13 protein-coding genes are annotated in these 23,601 nt (G+C 32.2%); 3 read left to right on the plus strand and 10 right to left on the minus strand.

The genetic code is table 11. From position 1 onward, the window contains the following. Window positions 1–174: 174 nt before the first annotated feature. The 8 genes from OQ292_RS16170 to OQ292_RS16205 form a co-directional block, all read right to left on the minus strand. Window positions 175–1,839: a hypothetical protein gene (locus OQ292_RS16170; RefSeq protein WP_284683179.1), complete on the minus strand. Its 1,665-nt coding sequence runs from the start codon at window positions 1,837–1,839 to the stop codon at window positions 175–177. A gap of 33 nt (window positions 1,840–1,872) precedes the next feature. After that, entirely contained in the window at window positions 1,873–2,778 is a 906-nt protein-coding gene (locus OQ292_RS16175; RefSeq protein ID WP_284683180.1) for a PorP/SprF family type IX secretion system membrane protein, read from the minus strand. A 155-nt stretch (window positions 2,779–2,933) separates the two neighbouring features. Further along, entirely contained in the window at window positions 2,934–10,769 is a 7,836-nt protein-coding gene (locus OQ292_RS16180; protein WP_284683181.1) for a choice-of-anchor D domain-containing protein, read from the minus strand. A gap of 588 nt (window positions 10,770–11,357) precedes the next feature. After that, entirely contained in the window at window positions 11,358–12,875 is a 1,518-nt protein-coding gene (locus OQ292_RS16185; RefSeq protein ID WP_284683182.1) for a SpoVR family protein, read from the minus strand. Between the two features lie 61 nt (window positions 12,876–12,936). After that, window positions 12,937–14,205: a YeaH/YhbH family protein gene (locus OQ292_RS16190; protein WP_284683183.1), complete on the minus strand. Its 1,269-nt coding sequence runs from the start codon at window positions 14,203–14,205 to the stop codon at window positions 12,937–12,939. A gap of 64 nt (window positions 14,206–14,269) precedes the next feature. Then, window positions 14,270–16,198 (minus strand): PrkA family serine protein kinase, encoded by a 1,929-nt coding sequence (locus tag OQ292_RS16195; RefSeq protein ID WP_284683184.1) that lies wholly within the window; start codon window positions 16,196–16,198, stop codon window positions 14,270–14,272. A gap of 526 nt (window positions 16,199–16,724) precedes the next feature. Beyond that, on the minus strand, window positions 16,725–17,267 hold the full coding sequence (locus OQ292_RS16200; protein ID WP_284683185.1) for a SiaB family protein kinase: 543 nt from the start codon (window positions 17,265–17,267) through the stop codon (window positions 16,725–16,727). A gap of 259 nt (window positions 17,268–17,526) precedes the next feature. Further along, entirely contained in the window at window positions 17,527–18,426 is a 900-nt protein-coding gene (locus OQ292_RS16205) for an endonuclease/exonuclease/phosphatase family protein (RefSeq protein WP_284683186.1), read from the minus strand. 189 nt (window positions 18,427–18,615) lie between these two features. Between OQ292_RS16205 and OQ292_RS16210 the strand changes: the two genes are divergently transcribed. Both OQ292_RS16210 and OQ292_RS16215 read left to right on the plus strand, forming a co-directional pair. After that, window positions 18,616–19,083, plus strand: a complete 468-nt coding sequence (locus OQ292_RS16210) for a DUF937 domain-containing protein (protein WP_284683187.1) — start codon at window positions 18,616–18,618, stop codon at window positions 19,081–19,083. Window positions 19,084–19,132: 49 nt separating this feature from the next. Next, window positions 19,133–19,540 (plus strand): DUF4332 domain-containing protein, encoded by a 408-nt coding sequence (locus OQ292_RS16215; RefSeq protein WP_284683188.1) that lies wholly within the window; start codon window positions 19,133–19,135, stop codon window positions 19,538–19,540. A 395-nt stretch (window positions 19,541–19,935) separates the two neighbouring features. On the opposite strand, the gene OQ292_RS16220 is transcribed toward OQ292_RS16215, so the two are convergent. After that, window positions 19,936–21,699 (minus strand): ABC transporter ATP-binding protein, encoded by a 1,764-nt coding sequence (locus OQ292_RS16220; RefSeq protein WP_284683189.1) that lies wholly within the window; start codon window positions 21,697–21,699, stop codon window positions 19,936–19,938. 191 nt (window positions 21,700–21,890) lie between these two features. Between OQ292_RS16220 and OQ292_RS16225 the strand changes: the two genes are divergently transcribed. Further along, window positions 21,891–22,973, plus strand: a complete 1,083-nt coding sequence (locus tag OQ292_RS16225; RefSeq protein ID WP_284683190.1) for a Glu/Leu/Phe/Val dehydrogenase dimerization domain-containing protein — start codon at window positions 21,891–21,893, stop codon at window positions 22,971–22,973. Between the two features lie 87 nt (window positions 22,974–23,060). On the opposite strand, the gene OQ292_RS16230 is transcribed toward OQ292_RS16225, so the two are convergent. After that, window positions 23,061–23,456: a hypothetical protein gene (locus tag OQ292_RS16230; RefSeq protein ID WP_284683191.1), complete on the minus strand. Its 396-nt coding sequence runs from the start codon at window positions 23,454–23,456 to the stop codon at window positions 23,061–23,063. Between the last annotated feature and the right edge of the window lie 145 nt (window positions 23,457–23,601).

Below are 23,601 nucleotides of genomic sequence, written 5' to 3' on the forward strand. Positions count from 1 at the left end.
ATCAAATTTTGCGATTATGCTCTTTAGCTATTTGTTATTGAGTATATGGATGTAAAAAATCCTCTTTTGAACGAAAAAATGAGTATTAATGTATGTTTTTTAGCTTTTTGTTTAGGGTGTTTTTTGTTATTTAATTTTAGAAATGGTATAGCAAAATCTAATGCCATTGAATTTTTATTCTTCTGTTTGAAATAGATCTTCTTTAAAAAATACAATTGAAAAATTGTCTTTAAAAGTTGTCTTTTCTGGGATGTTAAAAACAGTTTGATAAGTACCGGCTCCCTTCTTATAGCACATTAAATAGAACTTGCCTGCAATAGGGATATCGATATTGAAATTCCCCTCGGTATCAGTTTTACCTTCAGCTATTGGGTCTGATGTCTCGAAGTCTATTACTTTAACTTCTGCATTTTCAAGTAGTTCTGCATTTTCTTGTTGGTATTGCGACTTATAAAGTTTGATGGTTCCAGTGATATTTTTTACATATAATGGACCTGGTTTGCCCACATTTATTAATACCTTATAAATATCATCATCAGAGCTTTTATTTTTTCGGTTAGAGCTAAAGAACCCAATACTTCCATTTTCATTTAGTACTAGACTAAAGTCATCTTTATTGGTATTTATAGGATATCCTATATTTTTTATGCTAGCTGAACTATCATTTAAAGCAATTTTCACTATATCTAAACCACCTAAACCTATGTGTCCATTGCTTGAAAAATAGAGCGTTGTATCATTATGGATAAATGGGAACATCTCATTGCCTTCTGTATTAATCTTAGGACCAAGATTTTCAGGTTTACTCCATTTATTTTTGTTGAAAGTTGAAGCATAAATATCTGTTCCTCCAAATCCGCCAGGCATATCTGAAATAAAATATAAAGTTTTTCCATCTGAGGAAATTGCTGGGTGTCCACAAGAGTATTCAGTATTATTAAATGGAAGTGGGGAAGGAGCTGTCCATTTTTTGCCTTTTTTTTGAGTAGAATAGAGGTATAGCTTTCTGTCTTTATTGCTATCATCATTAGGTGAATTAAGGGTGATTAGCATACTATTCCCATTATTATAGGTAATTGCAGGGCCTTTATGTACCTGAGAGTTAAAACAACCTTTTACTGTTTTAACTTTTTCTAATACTGGTATTCCGTCTTTTGTTGAAATATCTTCAAATGGAGCATAATATAAATCTAAATAACCATTTTCACTCTGAGAGACATTGTTTTGAATGAATAAACTCGTCTGACGTGCAGATATAAAAGCTATTCCTTGTTCATAAAAGAAGGGACTAAAGTCACTATAGATTGAGTTAATTTCTGCTTCTCTTACATCATAAAGAATTGAATCACTTAGTAAATCTGCTAATACCTTTTTATTTGGTGAAATATTAGTTGATATAGAGTCTGATTGTAGTTCTTTATATTTTTCGTACCAAATCTGTGCTTTTTGATAATCGCTTTTCCCAGTTAATGCGATTACATACTTTAATATGTCTTTTGAGCTGAGATTAAAATTATTTTCAATAAGTTTTTCATACCAAAAACTAGCTTCTTCCGATTGGTTGAGTTTTAAGTAGCAATCGGCAATTTTAAGTTTAATATCGTCTCTAGGATCTAATTTGTGGGTACTGATAAATAAGTCGAGCGCTTTATCGTAGTAATGATCATTATAAAAAGTATTTGCTCTTTTTAATTCAGTCTGAAAACCATTTAAAATAGTTTCTTGTGCTGCAACATAATTACCAATTGAAATAATGAAGAGTATTAAAACCAAGGTTTTCATTATAAGTGCAGATAATGTTTTACTGTGACGATTAATGGTAATTATGGTATTTTGCATAATCTCTTTATTTATTGTTACAAGCAAAATATCTTAAAAGTATCTAGGTGTAATTACTCTGGATCTGTAGAAAGTAAATCGGTATTTTAGCATAATCTCATGACCTCCAGATGCTAGGTTATTTGATAACTCTTTAGGAGCCGTATCATAAGAATAACCAAATCTAATTTGCGGAGTAACTTGAATTTGACTAAGAAAGTTAAAAGAACTAAAAGTTCTGTATGAAACTCCAAGCCAAAGAACATCATTAAATATAAAGTTGGTAGAAATATCAGAGGTTAGGTCTGAATCTTTATCTGCTTTTATCAAAATAGCAGGCTGTAACACCAAGTTGTTTGATAAGTTAAACACCGCACCTGCAGAAAGAAATGCCTGAGTATTATCAAAGTATTCCTTAGTTTCTATATTTAATAGAGAGAGACCATAATAGAAGTTTTTTGCATAATAAAATAAGCCAGTTCCAAATGTTGCTTTCATTTGTTTAGAACCCGCCTCATTAAACGCAGGATCAGAATTATTCGGCAAAGATTGTATTATTTCTGTGTAATCTGATATTTGCTGATAAAAACCTCCTTGAAGTCCCATAGAGAGTGTATGTCCATTTTTGAACTTTAACCTATATGCGTATGAGGTAGAGATTTTATAGTTATTATGAACACCCACTTTGTCATTGGCTATTATTAATCCGATACCCAAATTTTTGCTTTTAATAGGTGTATGTGCTGCAAACACCTGAGAAAAAGGCGCTCCTTCTATACCCATCCATTGCTTTCTAACAGAAGCTACCATTTCTAATGCTTCACTGCTTCCAGCATATGCAGGATTTATGATATATGGGTTGTAAGAATATTGGGTATAATGAAACTTTACTTGTGCCATAATGTTGGCAAAAGCAGAGCTCATAAATATCAATATAGTAAGTATGAAAAGTTTGTTCATTTGTAATTCGTTAAATCATTACAAATCATAAACGTCCTTTTTTATTGGTTCTTTGATTAGCTTAACACTTGTATTATAAATATTTGTAAAGATTACCTTTTACGTTTGTAGGTTGTTTGATAGGTAAGTTTTAATCTAAATTAGATACGACTTTTCTAGTATTTTATTTCAATAAATCCAGTCCTTGGTTCTTCCCCATTACCCAAATCTAAAAGATAATAATAAGTGCCTTCTTTTACATATCCATCACCTATATTGAGTAAGTATTGTGACTTGCCATCCCAATAAGTTGTATTATTATCGTAACCTGACGCTTCGTAAATAATATTGCCATCTCTAGAGTAAACTTTTACTTCGTTTCTAGGGAAGTACTCTAAACCTTCAATAAACCAATTATCATTTATTCCATCACCATTTGGAGAGAAACCTTTGGTGATTTTTACTAAATCTGAAGCTGGAGTTTCTACTAGTATAAAAACTGTATCACTATCGCATAAGCCAGTAGAATCACAAATTTGATATACAAATCGGTCTGTACCAGTAAAATAAGCTGAAGATAGATACTCAAACTCTCCATTCCCCTTTGCTAATAATTCTCCATTCTCAGGATTCACTAAAATTTCTGTCAATTCTGGGTTGATATTATTCTCTTCATCTGTATCATTTGCAAGTACATCAATAGTGATAATTGCTCCAGAAATAGTTGAGTAAATATCTGAAAGTGCAATAGGCGCAGTTTTAGGTAATATGGTTATAATAACACTTGCTGTATCGCAGATATCCATAGAATTACAAATAGCATAATCGATTCGATCTGCTCCAGAAAATGTACTTATTGGTTGATAAAAGATTGAGTTTTGATTTTCAACCGTAACTTTTCCATTTGATGCATTTTCGATAATTGACAATGAAAGCGTATTATCTCCTGGGTTTAAATCATTTGCCAATACATCGAAGTTTGCTATATCACCCTGATACATTGTGATAGTATCATTAGTTGCTATGGGTTTATAGTTTTCTGTATTTATAGTTAGGTACACATATGCCGTATCACAAAGTCCTTCTGCATTACATATAGAATAGGTGATTTTATCTGAACCAATAAAGCTTTGTTGAGGAGTATAAAAGATATCTATATTGTTTTTTACACTGGCACTGCCATTTACAGGATTAGATATGATCTGAGTTGTTAAAAGTCCATTGGTTAATTCAATATCGTTACTTTGCACATTAATGGTTTTCGATGTATTTGTTGTAATATTCACAATATCGTCATTTGCTATTGGCTTGTTATTTTCTAATACATAGAGATATACTATTGCTTCATCACATAAATTATTGAAATCACAAACATTATAAACTAAGCTGTCAACACCAGTGTATTCTAGGCTAGGAGAGTAATGTATGCTATTGTCTACTACATTAGCATAACCTTTATTTGGTGCTAGAGCTATTGAGGTTGTCATGTCATGTCCACCTGGGTGGGAGTCATTATCTTGTACATCAATAACTGAAACTCTATTTTTGATTACATAAACAGTATCGTTAGCAGCAACAGGTTTTTGCTCAAGCCCTGTACCTTGAATATTGAATCCATATTGCAAGTTTTCTGGATCGTCGGTAGAGATTAAAATACTTGCATTTTTAACTCCCGGACTTTGAGGAGTAAATATAATTTTAAAACTAGTACTATCTCCAACAGCGATTGATGTTGAAAGACTGCTATTATTAATACTAAATGCATCAGCAGATGCGCCACTTATATCAATTGTAGAGTTAGTTAGGTTTAGAGTCGCAGTTCCGATGTTCTTTATAAAGTATTCCTTTTCTACAGAATTATAAGCCGCTATTGCTTCTCCTAAATCTGTGTTATTTGTAGTAGAAGGTATTAAGCTGCCATTGTAAATACTATTATCATTTGATTTGACTAATGCAATAGGTACTATGCCATTTCCTTCCAGATTGATTTCGAAAATTGCATTTGTTTGATCATTTGAATTGATAATGATTGTTGCTGAAGCTGTTCCCGTAGTTTCAGGGTTGAATGTAACAGTGAAAGTTGTGGCATTTCCCGCTGATATACTATTATTAGTAGATGAATAATCAACTGTGAAATATGAGCTACCTTCTAATTGAATTAGTGGCGATCCACTCAGGTTTAAATCTGTTGTACCAATATTTTTGATTTCGAAAGTATGGCTTGTAGGTGAATTATCTATTCTTAAATCTCCAAAATCTGTGAAGTCAGATGTTTGAATAAGTGAATTATTATTGCTGATAGAGGTATTATTACCCAAGATATTAATAACTGGCTCAGTACCATAACCTTGTAAATTAAAAGTAAATGGTGTTTGATCTAAATCGTCTGATACAATGGTTATAATAGCAGTTCTTGTATTAACACCAGATGGATCAAATTTTATCTGAAAAGAAGTAGAGTCATCTGGATTTATACTATTGCTTGGGGAACTAACTATACTAAAATCACTTGCATTTGTTCCAGTTATAGTAATTGCACTGGTTAAATTCAGTAATGCTGTTCCCTCGTTTTTTATATAGAATGTTTGTGTACTTGTTTCTCCATCAATTCTAATTTCACCAAAATCTGTAAAGTCAGAAGCTTGAGGAGTATTGTTGATATTTATAATTGAATTATTCCCTTTTACTACTATCTCTGGTTCAATGCCATTTCCCTGAATACTAAAAGTAAATGGAGATTGATCGGGATCATCTGAGTTAATCTGAATTTGCGCTGATCTTGTACCAATAGCTGACGGATCAAAAGTAATTTGAAAGGCAGTAGAATCTCCCACAGCAATTACACTAGCAGGTGCTGAAGTTAAAGTGAAATTAGTAGCATTTGTACCAGAGATATTTACTGAACCTGCTAAATTTAAAGTGGCTGTTCCATTATTAAGAATGTAGAATGTTCTTGTTTGTTGGCTACCATCAATTCTTACATCAGCGAAATCTGTAAAATCAGTAGTATCCGGAGAGGTGTCATTATTACTTATATCTGTATTATTCCCTTTCAAAGCAATAATAGGTTCTGTTCCTGTCCCTTGTATATCGAATGTGAAAGGAGAGAGGTCTGTATCATCTGAGTTTATCTGAATTTGCGCCGATCTTGTACCAATATCAGAAGGATCAAAAGTAATTTGGAAAGCAGTAGAATCTCCCACAGCAATTACACTAGCAGGTGCTGAAGTTAGAGTGAAATCAGTAGCATTTGTGCCAGAGATATTTACTGAACCTGCTAAATTTAAAATGGCTGTTCCAGTATTAAGGATATAAAATATTCTTGTTTGTTGGCTACCATCAATTCTTACATCAGCGAAATCTGTAAAATCAGTAGTATCCGGAGAGGTGTCATTATTACTTATATCTGTATTATTCCCTTTCAAAGCAATAATAGGTTCTGTTCCTGTCCCTTGTATATCGAATGTGAAAGGAGAGAGGTCTGTATCATCTGAGTTTATCTGAATTTGCGCCGATCTTGTTCCAATATCAGATGGATCAAAAGTAATTTGGAAAGCAGTAGAATCTCCCACGGCAATAACATTAGCAGGTGCTGAAGTTAAAGTGAAATCAGTAGCATTTGTGCCAGAGATATTTGCTGAACCTGCTAAATTTAAAATGGCTGTTCCAGTATTAAGGATATAAAATATTCTTGTTTGTTGGCTGCCATCAATTCTTACATCAGCGAAATCTGTAAAATCAATAGTGCTAGGAGAACTATCATTATTAGAGATATCAGTATTATTTCCCTTTAATGTAAAAACCGGTTCTATACCGTTTCCTTGAATACTAAAAGTGAAAGGAGAGAGGTCTGTATCATCTGAGTTTATCTGAATTTGCGCTGATCTTGTTCCAGTAACTGAAGGATCGAAAGCAATTTGAAAGGTAGTAGAATCTCCCACAGCAATAACATTAGCAGGTGCTGAAGTTAAAGAAAACTCAGTAGCATTTGTACCAGAGATGCTTACAGAGCCAGCCAAGTTTAAAGTAGCAGTTCCATTATTAAGAATGTAGAAAGTTCTGGTTAATAGACTGCCATCCGTTCTCACATCGCCGAAATCAGTAAAATCTGTTGTACTTGGTGAGCTGTCATTATTATTTATGTTAGAGTTATTGCCTTTTAGTGCAAATACTGGTTCAATGCCATTTCCTTGAATATTAATAGTAAAAGGTGATAAGTCAGTATCATCAGAACTTATGTGGATATTTGCTGATTTTATTCCTGTTGTAGAAGGAGAAAAGCTAACCTGAAAAGCAGTTGAGTCACCAACTATAATTGAACTTGAAGGAGTTGTAGTTAATGAGAAATTTGAGGCATCAGTTCCAGAAATACTAACTGAACCAGAAATATTCAATGTAGCAGTTCCTTTATTTAGGATGTAAAATGTTCTAGTTATTTGGCTTCCATCGGTTCTTACATCTCCAAAATTTGTAAAGTCTGCACTGCTCGTGGAACTGTTATTATTACTAATATCTGTATTATTCCCTTTCAAAGCAATAATAGGTTCTGTTCCTGTCCCTTGTATATCGAATGTGAAAGGAGAGAGGTCTGTATCATCTGAGTTTATCTGAATCTGAGCTGATCTTGTACCAATATTAGAAGGATCAAAAGTAATTTGGAAAGCAGTAGAATCTCCCACGGCAATAACATTAGCAGGTGTTGAAACTAAAGAGAAATCCGCAGCATTTGTTCCAGAAATATTTACAGAGCCACTTAGATTTAATGAGGATGTTCCATTATTGAGGATATAGAATGTTTTTGTTAACTGACTACCATCTGTTCTCACATCTCCAAAATCAGTAAAATCGGTAGTGCTTGGTGAACTATCATTATTGCTAATGTCAGTATTATTTCCTTTTAGCGCAATGATAGGCTCAGTACCTGTACCTTGTATGTCAATAGTAAATAGAGATAAGTCAGTATCATTAGAACTTATTTGAAGTTGAGCTGATCTTATAGCAATATTAGATGGCTCAAAAGTAAGCTGAAAAGAAGTTGAATCTCCAGCAGCTATTGTAGTATTTGGAGCGGAGGTTAGAGAAAAATCCGCAGCATTTGTTCCAGAAATTGAAATTGTCCCAGTAAGATTTAAATCAGATGTACCTTTATTTAAAATGAAAAAAGTTCTGGGTAATATACTTCCATCCACTCTCACATTTCCAAAATCAGTAAAATCAGTTGTTGAGGGAGAATTGTCATTATTGCTTATTTCGGTATTATTTCCTTTTAAAGCAAATGCAGGTTCTGTGCCACTTCCTTCAATAGAAAACACAAAGGGTGAAGAGTCTAAATCGTCAGATGTTATTTGTATTTGCGCTGATCTGATACCTGCAGCAGAAGGGTCAAAAGTAATTTGGAAAGCAGTAGAATCTCCCACAGCAATAATATTTGTAGGAGAAGAAGTTAGAGAAAAATCTGCAGCATTTGTTCCAGAAATATTTACAGAGCCAGTAATATTTAGCGGCGAGGTTCCAGTATTTTTGATATAAAATGTTTTTGCAATATTTCCACTACTTACCAATACATCTCCAAATTTTGTATTGTCAGTAGTAGATGGACTATTGTCATTATTTGAAATGCTCAAATAATTTCCTGAAACAATGATGTTTGGTTTTACACCATTTCCCTCGATAGCGAATATATATGGCGATAGGTCAGAATCGTCTGAGTTTATTTGCAGTGTTGCAGTTCTAGTTCCAGGACTAGTTGGGTTAAATTCAATTTGAAAATAGGTTGAACCTCCCACAGCAATTACATTAGATGGACTGGTAATCACAGAAAACTCAGAGGCATTTGTGCCACTAACTGATACCGATCCTGATATATTTAGTGAGGCAGAACCATTGTTTAATATATAAAACGTTTTTGTTACAGTGCTGCCAGAAACGATTGCATCGCCAAAGTCTGTGAAATCATTTGTATCTGGTGTAATATCATTATTCGAAATAATAGTGTTATTGCCTTTAACTTGAATTTCAGGTTCAGTACCATTGCCTTGAATGCTAAAGCTATATGGAGAAAGATCAGAGTCGTCTGAGTTTATTTCCAATTGAGCGCTTCTAATTCCAATTGCTGATGGGTTAAATTTAATTTTAAAAGAAGTTGAATTGCCAGCAGAAATTACACTTGCAGGTGTAGAAGTCAATGTGAAATCTGATGCATTTGTGCCAGTAATAACTACAGACCCCGATAGATTAAGTGATGCAGTTCCATTGTTGTGTATATAAAAGGTTCTGGTAAGCTGTCCGCCATTTTCTCTCACATTGCCAAAGTCTGTAAAGTCTGTACTACTCGGCGAGCTATCATTATTTGAAATAACATTATTATTCCCTTTAATTGCTATAATCGGTTCAATTCCTGTTCCTGCTATGTTGAATGTATAGTTATTCTCATCAACATCATTATTAACTATTGTAACTGTGGCATTTCTAGTTCCTGTAGATGATGGAGAAAATTGGATGTCAAATGTACTATTAGATGAAGTGCCTATAGATGTAGAAGGGGCAGAAGTTACAGTGAAGTCAGACGCATGTGTTCCACTAATATTTATAGTTGGTGTTCCACTTAGATTTAAAGTGCCTGTTCCAGTGTTTGAAATCTTAAATGTAGCAGAACTTGAGTTTCCAGTTCTAATGCTTCCAAAGTTTGTTTTATCTGATGTTGATGTAGTCGTGCTTCCATCGCTAATTTCCACATTATTTCCTTCAACTTTTATCTCTGGAGTAATGCAATTTCCTGTTATGGCAAAACTATAAGGGTTTTCGTCGCTATCATTATTACTGATTATAATATTGGCATTTTTTGTTCCAGTTGAAGTAGGAGTAAAAGTAATAGCGAATGTTGTATTACTTCCACTGGATATACTTGTACTCGGAGAAGTACTTACAGAAAAATTACTGGCATCAGAACCAATGATTGAGATTGTTGGAGTACCATTGAGTAATAAGTTTATTTGCCCTGAATTCTCAATTACATAGGTGTTTGTAGAACTGTTACTTAAATAAACATCTCCGAAATCGGTGTTGTCTGAAGTACTAGTTAATGTCTGGTTATTTGTGATAGTATTGCCATTTCCAGTAACATTTATTTCAGTATCCTGAACATTACCTTGTACAGTAAAAGAAAAAGACGCTTCATCAGGATCGTTGCTTAGAATAGTTATGACTGCTGTTTTTAATCCTGTGCTTGTTGGATTAAAGGTTAATTGAAAACTAGATGAATGTCCTGATGAGATAGAAGCAGATGGTTGATAAGATAGAGAAAAATCGCTTGCATCTGCACCTGAAATGCTTACTCTTGGGTTTCCTGTAATTAATAGGGAACTGCTACCACTATTATAAATTGAATATATTTTAGAGACACTACTAGAAATCGATATATCTCCAAAGTCTGTAAAATCAGAAGTGGAAGGTGTGTTGTCGTTGTTTTGTATACTGATGTTGTTGCCATAAAGTTCTATTTCAGGATTTGCGCTTTCTGCTATACCTGAGATAGCAAAAGTGTAAGATGGCACAGAACTGTCATTACTGTTTATTGTAACAATTGCTGTTTTACTACCTGTTGTTGTAGGTGAAAATTTTATTTCGAAAATACTTGATGATGAACTGGCTATTGTTGGACCTGTTGGTTGAGTAATTACTGAAAAATCACTGGCATCAGTACCACTAATATTCACATAATTAGGTCCGCCTGATAAAATTAATGCACCAGCACCTTGATTTTCTATATAGAATGTATGAGTTACATTTCCTCCAGAAACAGATGCGTTACCAAAATTAGTTTGATCTTGATAATTTGTGGTAATGCTACCATTAGCAACTAAAGAATCATTACTAATTATCGCTATATTATCGCCCTGTATTGGTGAAATACCTGCAAATAACCTTGAGCTAGCAATTAGCAGTGCAGTGAAAAGTAATATTTTGTTAAATGAGGAAATATACTTTTTCTGTGAAAATGTTACATCAATCATTATTCAGGCAGTATTAATATTTTAGTAGTCTTATTAACGCCTGTATCTTACATTAAATATGGAGGTGATTGTATTAGAGCCGAATTAATAGTTAATAGCTGTTATGGGGTTTGAATATTCTTAAAATGGCAAAGTAAAGTTGTTAATTTTAATTAATTCATCAATTATGCATTAAAAACTTTTAGAAGAGGTATCAATTAATATTATTTTTTAGGTAGTTTTTATTACTACAATATTTCAAGATTAGTATTTCTATTATTGTGATTAATAGTGAATTTCGAATAAAAAATAAAGATCTAGAATTAATCTGAATAATTACTTTTAAACTAATTTACATACATGTTGAATGTCTTTAGTAAGTATTTAGCTTAGTATAATTAAAAATGATTATGTGTAATTGTATTAGTTAAATCATTAAAAAGTGAGCTTATATCTTAAAAATTAGACATGATACTTCATATATATTTTCTATTAAACTTAGAATAATAAGCAGTTAATTGATATAAGTAATTCTAATGCTGGATAAAATAAAAAGAGGTGAGTTTCAAATTCAAGCTCACCTCTTTTTAATATAAATAAATTTAAATTTTATTCGCTTTGATAAACTTCTTCATTTATCCCTAGCTTATTCCTTGATATAAGTTCTACTGGAAACTCCCACAAATAGCGAACATAATCTAAAGTACTTTCAGCATCTTTTGGATTAAGCCTTTTGTCATTTGTAATCTGGTGAAGTAGGTGCAGCTTTCTATTTGAATACCTATCCACTTTTACTACTTGAATATCAGGAACAAACTGTGCTCTTTTATATTGTTCACTTAAATATTCTCTAATTCTGCGATAACCTTTCTCATTATGTATTGCTTCAATTTCGTATTCATCTTCATTTTCGAAATCGGCAATCGTAAATAAACGCATATCTCTAATTACTTTAGGAGATAGGTATTGAAGTACAAAACTGTCATCCCTAAAGTTTTCCATGGCATAATGCACCTCGTCTAGCCAATTTTTGCCAATTAAGTTTGGAAACCATTCTTTGTCTTCGCTTGTAGGGTCTTGGCAAATTCTTTTAATATCCATGAAAATATTAAAACCTAAAGTATATGGATTTAGGCCAGAAAAGAATTTGCTATTATATTCTGGTTGGAATATTACAGAAGAGTGACTATGCAAAAACTCAAGCATAAATCCATCATTCAAATACCCTTGCTCATACATTTCATTAATTATATGGTAATGCATAAAAGTGGCAAAACCTTCATTCATTACTTTGGTCATTCCCTGAGGGTAAAAGTATTGAGCCACTTTTCTCACAATTCTTACCAACTCTCTCTTCCATGTTGGAAGTGTAGGCGCATTTTTTTCTATAAAATAAAGTAAATTTTCTTCAGGTTCATCAGGGAAGTTATGGTCACTTTTTCTTCTTTTTTGAGATGGCATTACTAAGTCTATTGGAAGTGTTTTCCATAGTTCATTGTAATTCTCTCTTTTAATATTGGTAAGTCTTTTTAATCTTTCTTGTTCTTCTATAGGCGAAAGCTTAGGCGGTTTATGGTATTTGTCTATGCCATGATTCATTAATGCATGGCATGCATCTAACACTGCTTCAACCTCTTCTGGACTATGGTCTTCTTCACATTTAAGCACAAACTTTCTCGCAAATACCATATAATCAATTATAGAATCTGCTGATGTCCAGTCTTTGAACATATAGTTATTCTTAAAGAAAGCATTGTGGCCTTGGCAAGCATGAGCAATAACCAATACCATCATACAAGTGGTGTTGTTCTCCATGTTATAGCTTATACATGGGTTTGAGTTTATCACCATCTCATAAGATAAACCTTGTCTACCTTTAGAATAGTTATTCTGGTTAAAAACAAAATCTTTCCCAAATTTCCAGTGAGGGTAGGAGGTTGGCAGACCGATTAATGAGTAAGCATCAATCATTTGCTCAGCAGTAACAATTTCAATTTGGTTTGGGTATATAGTTAAATTGAATTTGTCTCTGCCTATCTGAGAAGTTACTTCATCGGCTGCTGCGAGCGTGTCGTAATTCCAGTTCTTTGCACAGAATAATTTTTTATAGCTTTCAATTTTCGACATTCTCTTTTGTTTTAATGAAAATGTACATATTTACTAATATGTATGAAATAGAAGGCAAACATTAGGCTGTTGCCTTTTTTATATCTTTTTTGAAAAGTCCTTTAAAGACAGGCCATATCTGGTTTACATCATATATGTTTCTCATAGAAAAGTGCTGGCTATCTCTAAACTTCTGGTAAACTTGCCAAAGGGCTCCATCCATATCATGGTCATTTATTTCAATATAAGCCATAAATTGTATGATTGGAAGTATGTCTCTTTCTAAAATTTTCCCACAATCAATCGCATCTCTGTCAGACCAAACGTCACCATCAGTTGCTTGGCAGCAGTATATATTCCACTGATCAGTATCGTAGCGATCTTTTATGATCTTGTGCATTAATTCTAGTGATGGTGCTACAACTGTTCCTCCACTTTCTCTAGAGTTAAAAAACTCTTCTTCATCTACCTCTTTTGCTAAAGTGTGGTGTCTAATAAAAACGATCTCTACATTTTTATAAGATTTAGTTAGAAATAGATATAGCAGTGTAAAAAACCTTTTGGCTATATCTTTTTCGTGATATCCCATAGAAGCAGATACGTCCATAACACAAAACATAACTGCTGATGTTGTTGGGAGAGGTACCTGCTCAAAATTGTTGTATCTTAAATCTACTTCTTCAAAGAAAGGGATTGTTTTTGAATGCCTTTTGGCTGTTTCAATCTCTTCGAGTAACTCTAATCTTCTCTCTTCTTTTTTAGTTTTCGCAAGTTCTTCTTCTAAGCGTTTGATTTTTTGAAGAAAGGCTCCTCTTAAAGAGATTTGTCTAGCTAGAGACTGTTGATAACTTGTTTTAATATTGAGTTTAGATGGATTACCATATTTAATGTAGCCAGCTCTTTTAGTTTGAAAATCTTCAGTACTTTCCATATATTTTTTTACCATATTAGGAAGCTCAAGATCTTCAAAGAAATACTTTAAAAACTCTTCTCTTGAAAGTTCAACCAAGAACTCATCTTCAGTTACTTCAGGGCTATTCGATCCTTTACCTCGACCGCTACCTTTACCTCCCTGAGGTTTAGGTATACGGTCTCCTTCTATAAATTTATCATTTCCAGGTCTAACAACCTTTTTATTTCCTGAAGATGGGTCATGTGAGAAGCTGTATTCTTTTATTCCTTTAACAGGGACTTTTACTTTACCACCGGTATTACTGTCTTTGATACTCTCTTTGCTAATTATATCAGGTATTGCCCTTTTTATCTGACCTTCAACTCTTTTTAGAAACTTTTGGCGATTATTATGGGATTTTCCTTTATTATTTTTTCTCCTATCGATGATAATGCTCATATACAGCTAATTCAAGAAATTGAATGAATAAAATATTTCGGTATTCTTAAATTCTAATCTAAGATTAAGACATTGTTTTTCTTACACGCATAAACCAGTCTACCAAAATTCTAATTTGGCGTTGGGTGTAACCTCTGTCTTTCATTCTTTTTAGGAAATCTTTATGTTTTTTCTCATCGTCTTGAGAAGATTTTACATTAAATGATATGATTGGTAAAAGATCCTCTGTGTTTGTAAAGATTTTCTTTTCAATTACAGTTTTAATCTTTTCGTAAGAGTCCCACCGTGGCATTTTACCTCCATTGTTTGCTTTGTAGCGAAGAGTAAAATTGGTAACTTCAGATCTAAAATCTTTTGGATTAGCAATGCCAGCAGGTTTTTCAATTTTCTCGAGTTCTTCGTTAAGCACTCTTCTATCCAGAATTTCACCAGAATCAGGATCTCTATAATCGTTTCTCTGCATCCAGTAGTCTGCGTAGATTACATATTTTTCAAATAGGTTTTGACCATAAGTTTGGTAAGATTCTATATATGCTTTTTGAATTTCATCAGCTATAAATTCAGCATACTTACTAGCCAAAATTGATTTGATATAATATAGATATCGATCTTCTGTATCTTTATCTAATTGCATTTTTACAACTTCCTGCTCAAGTACATAAAGCAAGTGAACTGGGTTTGCTGCAATTTCTTCGTTATCGTAATTAAAAACTTTAGATAATACTTTAAAAGCAAATCTGGTAGAGATACCAGTCATCCCTTCGTTAATCCCTGCTTCATCTTTATATTCTTGTAATGATTTTGCATTTGGATCAGTTTCTTTTAGGGTTTCGCCATTGTAAACTCTCAGTTTAGAGTAAACATTAGAATTTTCTGGCTCTTTCATACGAGTTAATACAGAAAACTCAGAAAGCATTAATAAGGTTTTTGGCGCACATATAGCTTCTCTTAATGAGCTTTCGCGAATGAGTTTTTCATAAATCTTAACTTCTTCACTTACTCTTAAGCAATAAGGTACTTGTACTTTATAAATCCTATCAAGAAAAGCTTCGTTTTTCTTATCATTAGTGAACTTGGCCCATTCAGACTCATTTGAGTGTGCCAATATAATTCCATCGTAAGGAATTGCTCCAATAGGCTCTGTACCTTTATAATTATTTTCCTGAGTGGCAGTCAACATTGGGTTTAACACCTTAATAGGAGCTTTAAACATCTCTACAAACTCAAGTATACCTTGGTTTGCAAGACATAAACCACCGGTATAAGAATAAGCATCAGGGTCACTTTGCTGAAAATCTGCAAGTTTTCTAATGTCTACTTTACCTACCAAGGTAGAAATATCTTGATTGTTTTCATCACCAGGTTCTGTTTTGGCAACAGCAATTTGATTTTGTATAGATGGATACAGTTTAACTACCTTAAACTTGTTTACATCGCCATTAAATTCTTTTAACCTTTTAGATGCCCATGGACTCATGCAAGCAGGAATATATCTGCCAGGAATACCATATTCCTCTTCAATCTCGGCGCGATAGTCTGCAAATAAACCGAGTGGACTTTCATATACAGGACTTAAATAATTTTGAGCTTTTAGTACATATATTGGCATATGCTGCATTAAATCCTTTAGTTTTTCTGCTAAAGAACTTTTTCCTCCTCCCACTGGACCCATTAGATAAAGAATTTGCTTTTTCTCTTCAAGACCTTGTGCTGAATGCCTAAAATAAGAAACTATTTGTTCTATGGTAGTTTCCATTCCATAAAACTCCTTAAAAGCAGGGTAGACCTTAATTGTTTTATTCGAGAAAATTCTACTGAGTTTAGGATCTTCTTTAGTGTCGATAAATTCAGGTTCACCTATCGCTTTTAGTATTCTTTCAGCTGGTTTTGAAAAAGCAGAGCTATCCTTTTTGCAAATGTCAAGATACTCAGACACGCTCATCTCATTTATTGAGGTACTGTAATTTGTTTTTATTTTATCTAATACACTCATAATGAATTTTTTAGTTGAAAATCAGGACATTAATGATTATACGCTCATGAGATTAAGAAATAGCATAACTTTAAAGTCTCCACATAAATTTTAGATAAAAGCATAGACGAAAAGTAACAGTTTTAATAAACTGTTATAGCAGCATAATTAGCCGTTTTTTGTCCACATTTCTCTCTCAGGGAATTAACAAAATCGCAACAGTGGGACTGGAGTGATGTTAAGTCTTAATCACATTTCAAAGAACAAAAAATCATTATTACCGGCAAGCCGGCTATTATATTTATTCTTGTTACAGACTTTAATTAAATATTTTAATATAAAAGATTTACCTCCTATTAGTCCTGAATATAACAATTAATCAATAAAAATTATCCCCAAAACTGTTAAAATTTGTAATGTGAGGTATTTTTTATATTTACTGTTTAAGCTTAAAAAGTTTATTTGATGTATTGATTAAAAAAGAACAGATAATATAAAGTTAAGTTCAAAGTCTGGAAATTGTTAAAAAGTATATACAGAAAATAAATTAGTGATCTGCATCAACATTTACATGAATATTATAATATGATTGTGTATGGTTTTTAGACTGAAAAAATATTTTCAAAGGATTTTCTGAAATAATAGCTATTTGTATAAGTCCTATGCCGGCACCCTTACTTAATTCTTCTTGTGGTTTCTTTCTTTGTTCAATTTTTAGCTTTCTAAGTTTTTCTTTATTCAGAGTATTTATTACTGGAAACTTTTTCTGAATGTTGTCTACAAAATTCTTTTCGGCAAGGTTACAACTTTGTATTATATAACCAGATTTACTTTTAACTACTTTTACAGAACCGACACTATAGTCTTTGCCATTTATATCAACTTTTTCAGAAGAATAGTAATAGATGTTTTGAATGAGCTCCATATATATAGAGAATATTTTTCTTGACAGATAAATATTATCTTTGAATATTTCTCTAATTAACCCTCCTTTCTCTGATATCACCTTTTCATTTATCACTCCTGAATGAGACACAATAATACCATCGGTTTCATTTAAGTAAGAAGAGCTATTAGTATGCATTGACATGGATATAAATTTGGTTTATATAGGTCTTTTTTAGTGTAAAATCTTAAACTAATATGATAACGTTAATAAATGAAAATTTAGTGAGTGGATATTGCTTAACTTTGCTAGTTGCACATTGTTATTCGCATTAGTGTGTTTTTTTAACTAAGTGTCAGTGAAATTTATTCTTGTTTTGAGAACGTATAAACAAATTAACCATTGTTTAATAGGTAAATAGCAGAAGAAATTAATTTTTATACATCAAAATGCAAATCAAAAATTAATTTACCTTAATTTCTATCCATATGGGTATATGGTCAGAAATTTTTCTTGCTTCTTTTAATGTTCTGAAACTATCTGCAAAATTTATTATACCGCTAGCTTGAATTTTAAAGAAATCTTTCTCGTAGAAAATGTTATCATATTCTTTAGCCAGTTTCTGCCCATTCTTCACTTTCATTTTCAAACTAGTCTTTTGTTTGGTTATGGTAGGTAAGTAATTTTCTTTTTTTAGATTATCAAATGCTTCATGTTTTTCAGATTGATTAAAATCACCCATAAATAGCATATTCTGTTTAACATTGTTTTTATGGATAAGATAAAGCAAGCTGTTTTCTGTTTCAGGTTTTTTTGAGGTAGGTATTGCATGAAAACTTGCTAGTAAAAATGAATCATTCTTATTGATAAAATGGGCTAAGAAAGGTTCTCTATCTACCTTTTTATCTAGTACTTTAGAAAGTCTTGGTTTGCCTTTCAATTTAACTTTACTGGTTTTCCAAATGTAGGCGTATCTTTCCGTTCCATCTCCAGATGTGGCATCACTTACAATGTAATCCCATTTGGCTCCCTTTCTATTTAATATATCTGCTAGTCTGGCAACAGCTTGGGGACCTGCTGGGCCAGTGGAAACTTCTTGTATAGCAAGTACATCAAAATCGCGAACCGTTTCAGCTATAAATTCTAGTTCTTGAGCATTTTTACTTTTACCAAAGTTGAAAAGGTTCCAAGTAATTATTTTATAAGTAGGTTTCTCAGCAGGGGCTTGGTTGGTTACCTGTTCAGGTACTTCTTTTTTTGTGGTATTATTTTTTGTGGATTTTTTCTTAAAAAAAACAAACCATACAACTACACAAATTATTAGAATAATTAGGATTATGATAGCTGAGTTATTTTTTTTCATAAGGTGTACTTAATATATATTATATTTAAAGAGCAAATTTTCTATTTCAACCAGTAATTCATGCATTTCGCATAAATCTTAAAAGTCTTACTTAAAGGCAACGTACTTTTATAATATTAAATATTAGCAAAGTACCACAATTGATCGGAAAAGTACAATATTTTTTAATATTCAAATATTTAATTTTTTATGATAGAAGATATTTTGTCACAAGTAAAAGGTGACTTACTAAAAGATGCTATATCTAAATATGGCTTGACTGAAACTAAAGCAGAACAGTCTGTTGACGTTGCAAAAGACACTATTACTGAAGGGTTTCAAAATGAATTAAAGGCTGGTAATATATCTGGCTTACTTAGTTTATTTCAGGGCAAAACGGAAATTCTTAAAAACCCTATTGTTCTAGGTTTAATTAATCAATATGCTGGTAAACTAATCAGCCAATTAGGCTTGTCCACTCAAGCTGCAGAAGGTATAAGTAAATTTGCAATCCCTTTTATAGTAAATCAACTTACGAATAAAACCGCTCAGGAAAATATGGATGAAGGAAGTCTAGTAGAGATGCTAGGGAAAGGTTTAGGGGATGATATATTAAATCAGGTTAAAGGCAACTTGCCGGGTGGGTTAGGAGATGCGCTTGGAGGATTTTTTAAATAAGAATTAATTACTCTAAAATCAATTTTCAACTAATTAAATTTAAAAACTTATGTCAAAGAAGATAACTGATATTGAAGGTATAGGTCCTGCTTTTGCAGAAAAATTAGCAAAAGCTAACATTCGTTCTGTAGAAAAATTATTAGAGGCAGGTGCTAACAAAAGCGGAAGAAAAAATATCGCAAATTCTAGTGGGGTAGACGAAGGTAAAGTGCTTGATTGGGTAAATATGGCAGATTTGTTTAGAGTAAAGGGTATTGCAGGGCAATTTGCTGAATTATTAAAAGCTTCTGGTGTAGATACAATTAAAGAATTAAGAAATAGAAATGCAGAAAACCTTCATGCTAAATTAGCTGAAGTTAATGCTGAAAAAAAATTAACAAGAGTAGTACCTAGCCTAACAATGGTTGAAAAATTTATTGAGCAGGCAAAAGCTTTAGATCCAAAAGTTACTTATTAATTAATAGTCGTATAATAAAAGAAAACCTGTCTGATAAAGACAGGTTTTTTATTTTAAATAGTTCCAAAAAGCAAATGGCTTTCTTTTTATCAAATAATTAAAATCATATTCATTATTATAGGCTTCTTTTTCAAAAGCGATATTGTAATAGGCAAGAAAGTGTGATCTATACTTTATAATATTAAATATGTAATTTAAAATGTATAGAAAATAGAAAGGCAATATCAGTAATTCTAATTGTTGTTTTATATGTATCTTTTCATGGTTAATTAAAACCTTGTCATCTAGAAGATGCTTGTGTTTTAATATGATAAAAGGATACAATGTTAACCCCCTAATAGAAGGATTTAAAAAGCTAAGAAATCTATAACTAACAACAATTGAATACTTCAGTTTCATATCACTTCTTTATACTGAATCTTGTAAAGATTAGTATAAAAACCTTTTTGTTCTAGCAATTCTTCATGTCTACCTTTTTCCATTATTTTCCCTTTATCCAACACAATTATCTGATCTGCTTTTTGAATAGTTGAAAGTCTGTGAGCAATTACAATGGCTGTTCTTCCTTTCATCAACTTTTCTATTGCTTCCTGAATCATTTCTTCTGTTTCGCTATCTACAGAAGAGGTAGCTTCATCAAGAATGATAATTTTAGGATCATAAACAATAGCTCTTACAAATGAAATCAATTGTCTTTGTCCTACTGAAAGCGTTGAGCCTCTTTCCATTACATTATAATCTAAACCTCCCGGAAGTCTATCTATAAATTCTTTAGCGCCAACAAGCTCAGCCGCTTCCATTATTTGTTCTCTACTAATATCTGGGTTACCTAGAGTAATGTTGTTTTCAATGGTATCTGAAAAAAGGAAAACATCTTGTAAAACAACTGCTATGTGGCTTCTTAAACTTTGTAATTCATACTGATTAACAGGAACGCCATCAATAGAAATTTCTCCTTTATTAATCTCATAAAAACGAGAAATTAGATTAATAATAGAAGATTTGCCTGCGCCAGTAGCACCAACAAATGCTAGCGTTTCTCCAGGATTTACTTCAAAAGAAATATCTTTTAAAACATAATCATTGTTTTTATAGGCAAAGAATACATTTTCAAATTTCACATTTCCATCAAAATGATCAACTTTTTTGTTGCCTGTATTCTGAATATGATCCGTGTTGTCTAATAACTTTAAAATTCTATCTGAACTTACTATACCTAATTGTAATGTATTAAATCTATCAGCAATTTGTCTTAGTGGCCTAAAAAACAAACTGATGTACATGATAAACTGAATAAGTACACCTAAACTTACTCTATCATCAATTACTCCTTTAGCTCCATACCAAACAACTAAGCCTGTACCGACTGCGCCTAGAACCTCAGCTACTGGAAAGTAAATGGAGTAATAAAATACCGTTTTAACATTTGCTCTTAAATGTTCTTTATTTATATCTTCAAACTTATCGTATTCACGCTTTTCGCTATTAAAAATTTGTACAATGCTCATACCTGTTATGTGCTCTTGTACAAATGAGTTTAAATTAGAAACTGCATTTCTAACATCACTAAAAGCATATTTAATTTTTTCTTTAAATACATAAGTTGATATTACCATAAATGGAAAAACAGACATACTTACAAGTGTGAGTTTCCAATCTTCGTAAATCATAAAAGCAAAAATGAACACCAATTGAAGTAAATCTCCGATTATAGCAGCTAAGCCATTTGTAAAAACATCAGATAATGTTTCAATATCAGAAATATTTCTGGTTACCAATCTGCCAATTGCTGTACGATCAAAAAAGCTGAGTTTTAAGCTGAGTATATGTTGGTAAAGTTTTATCCTGAGGTCTTTAATAATGTTTTGACCTAACCAGCCAGAAAGATATGTGTTGCAAAATTCCATACCAGCCTGAAAAAATATGAGTACAACCATGAGGATTACCATATTTATTAAACCTTGTACATCTCCTGCTGCTACATATCTATCTATTGTTATTTGTATTAGGTAAGGTCTTACTGGTGACAGGGCAGCAACCAAAACGGTTAAGAAAACCAGTATGTAAAACCAACCTATATAAGGCTTTACATATTGGAAGATTCTACTTAAAACCCCGGCATCAAAAACTTTTCCACTGTAGTTTTCCTTATTAGTCATATTATTTTAAATGGAAGGCAATAGGTCGCAAAATACCCAAAAATATTTTAAAAGAATTAAATTTGTGCCCGATTAACTTAAACATATTGTTAAGCTGCAAAGCTATATGTTTACCTTAATGATCTTTAATAAGTTCCATTTTTTTAGAAAGCTTTTTGAAGCTCTTCTAATTCAGATAAAAACCTATTTTGATGATAACAGAAGAAAAAAAAGGAAATAGCGTATTTGAACAGATAGCAGAGTTAGGACATGAGCAAGTAGTTTTTTGTCATGATGAGTCTACAGGTTTAAAAGCTATTATTGGAGTACATAATACTATATTGGGGCCTGCCATTGGTGGTACCAGAATGTGGGTTTATGAGGATGAAAGTCAAGCATTAAAAGATGTATTAAGACTTTCTAGAGGGATGACATTTAAAAATGCAGTTGCTGGTTTAAATGCTGGTGGAGGTAAAGCTGTAATTATTGGCGATGCCAGAAAACATAAATCTGAAGCATTATTGAGAGCTTTTGGGAATTTTATTGAAAACCTCAATGGCAAATATATTACAGCAGAAGATGTTGGAATGACCTCTCGCGATATGGAATACATCCATATGCAAACCAAATATGTTTCTGGTTTACCAGATTACTTGGGTGGTTTAGGAGATCCTTCTCCATTTACAGCTTATGGCACATATATGGGTATGAAAGCGGCTGCCAAAGTAGCTTATGGAAGTGATAGTCTCGCTGGAAAAAAAGTAGCAGTACAAGGTGTAGGTGCTGTTGGTAAAATCTTAATCGACTATTTGAAGAAGGAAAAATGTATTATTTATGCTTCTGATTTCTATGAAGATAGATTGAAAGAAGTAACAAAGCAATTTAATATTGAAGGAGTAAGGTTAGATGAAATTTATGATATAGATGTAGATATCTATTCTCCTTGTGCGTTGGGAGCTACAATTAATGACAATTCTCTCGACAGGTTAAAATGTGATATTATTGCAGGTTGTGCTAATAATCAGCTTGAAGACGAAGTAAAACATGGAGATAAGTGTGTAGAAAAAGGTGTGATTTACGCACCTGACTTTGTGGTAAACTCTGGAGGAGTTATAAATGTATATGCCGAATATATTGGCAAAGATGTAAATTGGACTACTGCTTATACAGAAATGATTTATGATAAATCACTTTCAATTCTGGAAGCAGCTCATAGCCAGAAAAAGAATTCCCAAGTTGTTGCTATGGAAGTGGCAATGGATAGAATTAACAGTATAAGAGGTATTCATTATTAAAAAATAGTTTCAGTATTTTGACTGTAAAATAAAAAAAGCTCTTCTTTTCAGAAGAGCTTTCATTTTTATATCTTTTTCAAAATTTATTTATTCACCTTGAGAAATAGGTCCTGAAATAGCATCCAGCTCTCTTTCTATAGGTATAAATAATTTCTCATTCATTCTAAAAACACCTTTTTCTTCTGAAGGAATTAAACAACCAAACTCAATAAGTTGGTCATTTCTATTATACTCTATCAGATAGTTATTGGTATGACTAAAATTTAAAACTGCATCGGTAACAGAAAAATGAACTTCTGTAACTAAATCCTGATCTATAAAAGTAATTCCTAGATCTAGAATGTCGTCTTCTGACACGCTAATGTTAGCGGGAGCGATATTTCCTTTGTTTACAGGTAAATCACTTACTTTAATCTCAAGCTCGCTTTGTGCGAAAACATTGAGAGATATTACGGAGAAAAATAATATTGCAATGAATTTCATAGCTTTAATATTTTCGAGTTTTCAGTATGGAACTTGTTCGTCTGTTAATTATTATTTTAATAATATAAAGGTAGATAATAATGTAATTTTTTTCAGTGTTTTAAAAGTTAATGAGCGTAAATGAACTGTTAACACTTTTAAAAAT

The sequence above is a fragment of the Chondrinema litorale genome (assembly GCF_026250525.1).
GTDB classification, from domain to species: domain Bacteria; phylum Bacteroidota; class Bacteroidia; order Cytophagales; family Flammeovirgaceae; genus Chondrinema; species Chondrinema litorale.

What these genes read in the sequence shown, in the direction of transcription:
- OQ292_RS16170 (WP_284683179.1), bottom strand. Translation starts at nt 1,839, where the DNA reads ATGCAAAATACCATAATTACCATTAATCGTCACAGTAAAACATTATCT.
- OQ292_RS16175 (WP_284683180.1), bottom strand. Translation starts at nt 2,778, where the DNA reads ATGAACAAACTTTTCATACTTACTATATTGATATTTATGAGCTCTGCT.
- OQ292_RS16180 (WP_284683181.1), bottom strand. Translation starts at nt 10,769, where the DNA reads ATGATTGATGTAACATTTTCACAGAAAAAGTATATTTCCTCATTTAAC.
- OQ292_RS16185 (WP_284683182.1), bottom strand. Translation starts at nt 12,875, where the DNA reads ATGTCGAAAATTGAAAGCTATAAAAAATTATTCTGTGCAAAGAACTGG.
- OQ292_RS16190 (WP_284683183.1), bottom strand. Translation starts at nt 14,205, where the DNA reads ATGAGCATTATCATCGATAGGAGAAAAAATAATAAAGGAAAATCCCAT.
- OQ292_RS16195 (WP_284683184.1), bottom strand. Translation starts at nt 16,198, where the DNA reads ATGAGTGTATTAGATAAAATAAAAACAAATTACAGTACCTCAATAAAT.
- OQ292_RS16200 (WP_284683185.1), bottom strand. Translation starts at nt 17,267, where the DNA reads ATGTCAATGCATACTAATAGCTCTTCTTACTTAAATGAAACCGATGGT.
- OQ292_RS16205 (WP_284683186.1), bottom strand. Translation starts at nt 18,426, where the DNA reads ATGAAAAAAAATAACTCAGCTATCATAATCCTAATTATTCTAATAATT.
- OQ292_RS16210 (WP_284683187.1), top strand. Translation starts at nt 18,616, where the DNA reads ATGATAGAAGATATTTTGTCACAAGTAAAAGGTGACTTACTAAAAGAT.
- OQ292_RS16215 (WP_284683188.1), top strand. Translation starts at nt 19,133, where the DNA reads ATGTCAAAGAAGATAACTGATATTGAAGGTATAGGTCCTGCTTTTGCA.
- OQ292_RS16220 (WP_284683189.1), bottom strand. Translation starts at nt 21,699, where the DNA reads ATGACTAATAAGGAAAACTACAGTGGAAAAGTTTTTGATGCCGGGGTT.
- OQ292_RS16225 (WP_284683190.1), top strand. Translation starts at nt 21,891, where the DNA reads ATGATAACAGAAGAAAAAAAAGGAAATAGCGTATTTGAACAGATAGCA.
- OQ292_RS16230 (WP_284683191.1), bottom strand. Translation starts at nt 23,456, where the DNA reads ATGAAATTCATTGCAATATTATTTTTCTCCGTAATATCTCTCAATGTT.